The 6,729-nt window shown below is 62.7% G+C and carries 7 protein-coding genes; 1 reads left to right on the forward strand and 6 read right to left on the reverse strand.

What is annotated here, in order from left to right; all coding sequences use genetic code 11:
* Positions 1–275: 275 nt before the first annotated feature.
* From EN749_RS27625 to gcvA, 6 genes are all read right to left on the reverse strand, one after another.
* The gene (locus EN749_RS27625; protein ID WP_128289360.1) at positions 276–1,046 is read right to left on the reverse strand and encodes an L-iditol 2-dehydrogenase; all 771 of its coding nucleotides are present in this window, start codon (positions 1,044–1,046) and stop codon (positions 276–278) included.
* A gap of 2 nt (positions 1,047–1,048) precedes the next feature.
* On the reverse strand, positions 1,049–2,047 hold the full coding sequence (locus EN749_RS27630; protein WP_127330447.1) for an ABC transporter ATP-binding protein: 999 nt from the start codon (positions 2,045–2,047) through the stop codon (positions 1,049–1,051).
* A gap of 69 nt (positions 2,048–2,116) precedes the next feature.
* Positions 2,117–2,941, reverse strand: a complete 825-nt coding sequence (locus EN749_RS27635) for a carbohydrate ABC transporter permease (protein ID WP_023810705.1) — start codon at positions 2,939–2,941, stop codon at positions 2,117–2,119.
* A gap of 11 nt (positions 2,942–2,952) precedes the next feature.
* A complete protein-coding gene (locus tag EN749_RS27640) occupies positions 2,953–3,825 on the reverse strand; it encodes a sugar ABC transporter permease (RefSeq protein WP_128289361.1) in 873 nt (290 codons plus the stop codon).
* A 124-nt stretch (positions 3,826–3,949) separates the two neighbouring features.
* Positions 3,950–5,260, reverse strand: coding sequence for a sugar ABC transporter substrate-binding protein (locus tag EN749_RS27645; protein ID WP_128289362.1), 1,311 nt, complete (start codon positions 5,258–5,260; stop codon positions 3,950–3,952).
* Positions 5,261–5,485: 225 nt separating this feature from the next.
* Positions 5,486–6,391 carry a transcriptional regulator GcvA gene (gene gcvA, locus EN749_RS27650; protein WP_127808328.1) on the reverse strand — a complete coding sequence of 302 codons (906 nt, stop codon included), beginning with the start codon at positions 6,389–6,391 and terminating at the stop codon, positions 5,486–5,488.
* Between the two features lie 110 nt (positions 6,392–6,501).
* Here gcvA and EN749_RS27655 point away from each other — a divergent pair, with 110 nt between their 5' ends.
* A complete protein-coding gene (locus EN749_RS27655; protein WP_127397766.1) occupies positions 6,502–6,687 on the forward strand; it encodes a hypothetical protein in 186 nt (61 codons plus the stop codon).
* Positions 6,688–6,729 lie beyond the last annotated feature (42 nt).

A 6,729-nucleotide genomic window follows, 5' to 3' on the forward strand; every position in this document is an offset into this window, starting at 1 on the left:
GATGCGAGCGATGGAAATTGCCGACGCCGAAATGCACGATGCCGGCCTTCAATGTCGCGCGGTCATAGTTCGGCCCGGCGACCTCAGCGGGCAGTTTGGAGAGGTTTGAGGACGAGAGTTTCACGGTCATCTGTTTTACCCTTTGGCCGGATCTAGGCCTTCGTTACGCTCCTCTCCCGGTCGGGGAGAGGATAAGGGGTGGCACTGGCTACGCGCCCGCTGATGTCGGCCTCTGCTCCCCGCGGAGGGACGAGGAGCAGAGGCCGTCCCCCGCCTCAACTCATCCACTGGCCGCCGTCGACATTGTAGGTCTGGGCGACGATGTATTCGGCGTCGCTGCTGGCGAGAAAAACCGCCATGCCGGTGAGGTCCTGCGCCGTGCCCATGCGGCCATACGGCACTGTCTCGCCGACCAGCTTCTTCTTCTCGCCCTTCGGCCGGTTCTCATATTTGGCGAACAGCGAATCGACGTGATCCCAGTGCTCGCCGTCGACGACGCCAGGGGCAATCGCGTTGACGTTGATGCGGTGCTTGATCAGGTCGAGCCCCGCTGACTGTGTCAGCGAAATGACGGCGGCTTTGGTGGCGCAATAGACGCCGACCAGCGCCTCGCCGCGTCGCCCGGCCTGGCTTGCCATGTTGATGATCCTGCCGCCCCGGCCAGCCGCGATCATCGAGCGGGCGGCTGCCTGCAGCATGAACAGCGTGCCAGCGACATTGACGGAAAACAATTTATCGTAGCTTGCCTTGGTGATCTCGACGATCGGTGCCAGATCGAAAAGAGCGGCGTTGTTGATCAGGATATCGAGGCCGCCGGTCTTCGTCTCGACGGCTTTCACCGCCGCCTCGATGGAGGCGAGGTCGGTGACGTCGAGCTTGACCGCATAGGCCCTGCCGCCGATCTCGGCGGCCGTCTTCTGCGCCGCCTCGAGATTGATGTCGGCTATGGCGACGGTGGCGCCTTCGCCGGCATAGGCTTCGGCGAAGGCTCTGCCGATGCCGCGGGCCGAACCTGTGATCAGCGCGGATTTGCCGGCCAGCCGCATGTTCAGATTGCCTTCCCGTCGGCGCCGAAGCGATGCAGCTTGGCCTTGTCGGGCGTTAGATAGATGGTGTCGCCATGATGGACGCCGAGTTCGCCGTCGGCGCGCACCGTCAGCGGACCGACGCCATCGGCCTGGACATGCAGGAAGGTGTCGGAGCCGAGATGCTCGGCGACGCCGACGACCGCCTTCCATTCGCCCGCCGTGGTCGAGATCTCCAGGTGTTCGGGACGGATGCCGATGGTCTTGGCGCCGTTTTTGGCAGCCGGCGCGCCTTCGATCAGGTTCATCTTCGGCGAGCCGATGAAGCCGGCGACGAACAGGTTCTTCGGCGTCTTGTAGAGCTCCATCGGCGAGCCGACCTGCTCGATGTTGCCGGCGTTCAGCACGACGATCTTGTCGGCCATGGTCATGGCTTCGACCTGGTCATGGGTAACGTAGATCATGGTCGTCTTGAGCTGATGGTGCAGCTCGCTGATCTCCAGCCGCATGGTGCCGCGCAGTGCCGCATCGAGATTGGACAGCGGTTCGTCGAACAGGAAGGCGGTCGGCTGACGCACGATGGCGCGGCCGATGGCGACGCGCTGGCGCTGGCCGCCGGAAAGCTGGCCGGGCCGGCGTTCGAGATAGTTCGTCAGGTTGAGCACGCGCGCCGCGTCTCCCACCTTCTTGTCGATCGTCGCCTTGTCCTCGCCGGCCATCTTCAGCGGGAAGCCGATGTTCTTGGCCACCGTCATGTGAGGATAGAGCGCGTAGGACTGGAACACCATGGCGAGCTTGCGCTTGGCCGGTGCCTCGCCGGTGACGTCGCGGCCGTCGATGTTGATGGAGCCGCCGCTGGTGTCCTCGAGCCCGGCGATCAGCCGCAGCAGCGTTGACTTGCCGCAACCCGACGGGCCGACGAAGACGACGAACTCGCCATTCTCGATCACCAGGTCGAGACCGGGGATGATGGACGTCGCTCCGAAGGATTTGGAGACGTTCTTGAGCGTGATATTTCCCATGATTTCCTCCCCGAGGGGTTATTTCTGCCGATTGCTTCGGGCAATTCCGTTACTTCACCGCACCACCAACTATTTGACCGCACCAAATGTCAGGCCGCGCACCAGCTGCTTCTGGCTGAACCAGCCCATGATCAGGATCGGCGCGATGGCCAGTGTCGAGGCGGCCGAAAGCTTGGCCCAGAACAGGCCTTGCGGGCTGGAGAACGAGCTGATGAAGGCGGTCAGCGGTGCTGCTTCCGTCGTCGTCAGCCGGATCGTCCAGAATGCCTCGTTCCAGGCCAGGATGATGTTGAGCAGCATCGTCGAAGCGATGCCCGGCACCGCCATCGGCGTCAGCACATAGACGATCTCGTTCCACAGCGACGCGCCGTCCATGCGCGCCGCTTCCAGGATCTCGCCCGGTATTTCGCGGAAATAGGTGTAGAGCATCCACACCACGATCGGCAGGTTGATCAGCATCAGCATGATCATCAGGCCGATGCGGCTGTCGAGCAGTCCTGTATCGCGGAAGATCAGGTAGATCGGGAACAGCACCGCGACCGCGGGCATCATCTTGGTGGACAGCATCCACATCAAGATGTCCTTGGTCCGCTTGGTCGGCGAGAAGGCCATCGACCATGCCGCCGGTATGGCGACGAGCAGGGCCAGGATGGTCGAGCCGACCGAGAGCAGCACCGAGTTGAAGAAGAACTTGAAGTAGCCGCTCTGCGCCTGGACCTCGGCATAGCTCTCGAACGTTCCCGACGGGATGATGCTGAAGCCCTGGATGGCTTCCTGCTCCGACTTGAACGAGGTGATGATCGTGTAGAGGATCGGGAAGAAGATCAGCAGGGCGACGATCCAGGCGGCAACTGTCGCAATCGTCTTGTGCTGGGTGGTGACTGAGCGTGCCATCGTAGCCTCCCTTACTTGTCCAGGTTCTTGCCGACGGCGCGCATGGCGAAGAAGGCAACGATGTTGGCGAGAATGACGGCGATCACACCGCCGGCGGATGCCTGGCCGATTTTGAACTCCAGCAACGCCTTCTGGTAGACGAGGAAGGGCAGGTTGGTGGAGGCGTATCCCGGGCCGCCATTGGTGGTGACGAGGATCTCGGCATAGACGGAGAGAAGGAAGATCGTCTGGATCAGGATGACGACCGTGATGGCGCGCGACATGTGCGGCAGCGTCAGATAGATGAAGCGGCTGATGAAGCCGGCGCCGTCCATCTCGGCGGCTTCCTTCTGCTCGCCGTCGAGCGACTGCAGCGCGGTCAAGAGAATGAGCGTGGCGAAAGGCAGCCATTGCCAGGCGACGATGATGATGATCGCCAGCATCGGATGCTGCCCGAACCAGTCGATCGGCTGGGCCCCGAAGAAGCGCGCTATGTCGGCGAACACCCCATATTGCGGGTGCATGATCATGTTCTTCCACACCAATGCGGCCACCGGCGGCATGACGAAGAACGGCGAAATGACCAGGATGCGCACGACGCCCTGGCCCCACATCGGCTGATCGATCAGCAGCGCCAGAAGGATACCGCCGATCACCGTGATCAGGAGCACGCTGACCACCAGGGTGAGCGTGTTGAGGATCGATTGCAGGAAGGCCGGGTTGGAATAGAACAGCGCGTAATTCGAGAAGCCGACAAAGCCGTCGCGGACCGGATTGAGCGGGTTGTATTGCTGGAAAGAGAACCAGATGGTGATGACCAGCGGCACAATCATCCAGACGAACAGCAGCACCACGGATGGCGCCATCATGAAACGGGCAAGCGAACGGGTCTGCTGAGTAGCCATGACGGTCACCCTTCACTGGTCAGACGGAATTTTCAAAAGGCGTTAAAGGCGGCCGCCCGAACTGGGAACTCGGGCGGCCGTTGCCGGTCAAGGAGGCGACCGGCAGTCGGCACCGGGAGGAGCCTTACTTGATGTATCCGCCTTCGGTCATTGCCGCGGTGGCAGCGTCCTGGGCCTGCTTCAGCGCGTCGTCGACGCTCGACTGGCCGGCAAGAGCCGCCGAGAAGAGCTGGCCGACCGTGGTGCCAAGACCCTGGAACTCAGGGATGGCGACGAACTGTACGCCGACATAGGGCACCGGCTTGACGGTCGGATGCGTCGGGTCGGCGGCGTTGATGGAGTCCAGCGTCATCTTGGCGAACGGAGCCGCCTTCTGGTACTCGGCGTTGGCATAGAGCGAGGAGCGCGTGCCCGGAGGAACGTTGGCCCAGCCTTCCTTCGAAGCGACCAGTTCGGCGTAGTGCTTGCTGGTCGCCCAGGAGACGAACTTCTGGGCGGCATCGGCCTTCTGCGTGCCGGCGGGGATCGCCAGCGACCATGCCCACAGCCAATTGCCGCGCTTGCCCAGGCCATTGTCGGGTGCCAGCGCATATCCAACCTTGTCGGCGACCTGCGATGCCTTGGGATCGGATACGAAGGACGCAGCGACGGTGGCGTCGATCCACATGCCGCACTTGCCCTGCTGGAACAGCGCCAGGTTTTCGTTGAAGCCGTTGGAGGACGCACCCTCGGGGCCGTCGGCCTTCATCAGGTCGACATAGAACTGCAGCGTGTTCTTCCATTCCGGCTGATCGAACTGCGGCTTCCAGTTCTCGTCGAACCAGCGGGCGCCGAAGGAGTTCGACATGGCGGTCAGGAAGGCCATGTTCTCGCCCCAGCCGGCCTTGCCGCGCAGGCAGACACCGTTCACGCCATTCGCGCGGTCGGTCATCTTGTCGGCGGCCTGCTTGATGAAGTCCCAGGTCGGCGCGTCGGGCATCTTCAGTCCGGCCTTCTCCATCAGGTCCTTGCGGTACATGACGAAGGAGCTTTCGCCGTAGAAGGGCGCGGCATAGAGCTTGCCGTCGACCGAAAGGCCGCCGGCGATGGCGGGGATGATGTCCTTGGCGTCATAGTCGTCGCCGAGCTTGTCGAGCGGCAGCAGCCAGCTCTGCTTGGCCCAGATCGGAACCTCGTAGGTACCGATGGTCATCACGTCGTACTGGCCGCCCTTGGTGGCGATGTCGGTGGTGACGCGCTCGCGCAGCACGTTTTCTTCGAGCGTGACCCAGTTGAGCTGGATGTCCGGGTTCGCCTTGGTGAAGTCGTCGGTCAGCTTTTGCATGCGGACCATATCGCCATTGTTGACGGTGGCGATGGTGATGGATTCGGCGTGTGCGGCGAACGCAAGCGTGCTGGCCGACAACAAGCCCAGGGTGAGCGTGCGAAGTTTCATCAAATTCCTCCCTTGAACCAAGATGAGCATTTGCCTTGGCTTTGGGCAATTACTCACTTGGCGTGAATTATGTCAAGTCGGATTCGATGCTGCAGCGCAGCACCCGGGCGACACCGCAGGCCGGGACGAGCGGAAATTGCCAGGGCGAGAATCATCCCGGCCGGATACAGTGAGGCAGCAGCGGATAGATCTGCGAAAACCAGGTGCAGCCCGAAAGCTTGCCGGTCAGCCGGCGATCTCGGCCAGCAGCCAGTCGCGGAAGGCACGGATCTTCGGCACGTTGCGGCGCGCTTCGGGGTAGACCAGCCAATAGGCATGGCCGTCGTCGCCAACAAGATCGAAAGGCTGGATCAGGCGCCCGTCGGCAAGTTCCGCCTTGAACAGCGCCCTGGTCAGGACCGCGACGCCATGACCGGCGATCGCCGCATTGGCCTCATAGGCCTGCGCGCCCATGCTGCTGCCGGGCCGCTTGGCAAGATCGTGCGAATGCACGCCGGCAGCCTCGAACCATTGCGTCCACCAGATGTCGCCGGGATCGAGGATCGGCAGCCGCAACAGGTCCGCCGGTTCCCTGACGCCGCCGATGCTTGCCGCGAGCTTCGGGCTCAGCATCGGGGTGAAGTCGGCATCGAGCAGCTTGTAGGCTTCCAGCCCCGGCCATTTGCCGCCGCCCGACCGGATGGCGAGGTCGACATCCTCGCGGGCGAAATCCGTCAGCCGGCTCGACGTTTCGAGCCGCACGGCAAGGGAGGGATGAGCGATCTGGAAAGAGCCCAGATGGTGCGCCAGCCAGTTCGAGGCAAAGGTCAGCACCGTCGTGACGCACAGCAATCCATCGGCGCCGCCACGCGCCGCCGCATAGGCCTGGCCGAGAATGGCAAAGGCCTCGCTGACCGCCGGCGCGAGGCGCTGTCCGGCCTCGGTGAGTGCGATCTGGCGCGGCCGGCGCAGGAACAGCGGTGCGCCGACCCGTTCCTCCAGCACCTTGATCTGATAGCTGACCGCTGCCTGCGTCATGGCGAGTTCGCCGGCGGCCTTGGTGAAGGAAAGATGCCGCGCCACCGCTTCGAACACCCGGATCGCCTGCAGCGGCGGAAGCTGTGAAACCTGCCGAGAGCTCAGGTCCGGCATAAAGCCTCCTTATGGGTCCTTATCGACGTTCGATTGGCAAAGGCCGCCGTCAAGACCGACATTCCCAGTCAACCCGTCATTCGGGTTCAGGATAGCGAAGGTTGACGATCATGACCATGGCGCAGCAGAAATGCACTCCCGCTCCGGATCACCGCTGGTTTTCGTGGCTTACGGATGGATTCGGCTGGTTCGCGGTCAAAAAACGGGCACATCTCGACATCAGGGACCTGTCGCCGCATCTGCAGCGCGATCTCGGTTTTCTCGATGGCAATGACCCTTTCGGGCGGCACAGCTAGCGCGGCTGGTTTTATCGCAAATCAGGTGTGGTTCCGGTCAGA

Origin of the sequence: Mesorhizobium sp. M7A.F.Ca.ET.027.02.1.1 (assembly GCF_004022985.1) — a bacterium.
Classification (GTDB): domain Bacteria; phylum Pseudomonadota; class Alphaproteobacteria; order Rhizobiales; family Rhizobiaceae; genus Mesorhizobium.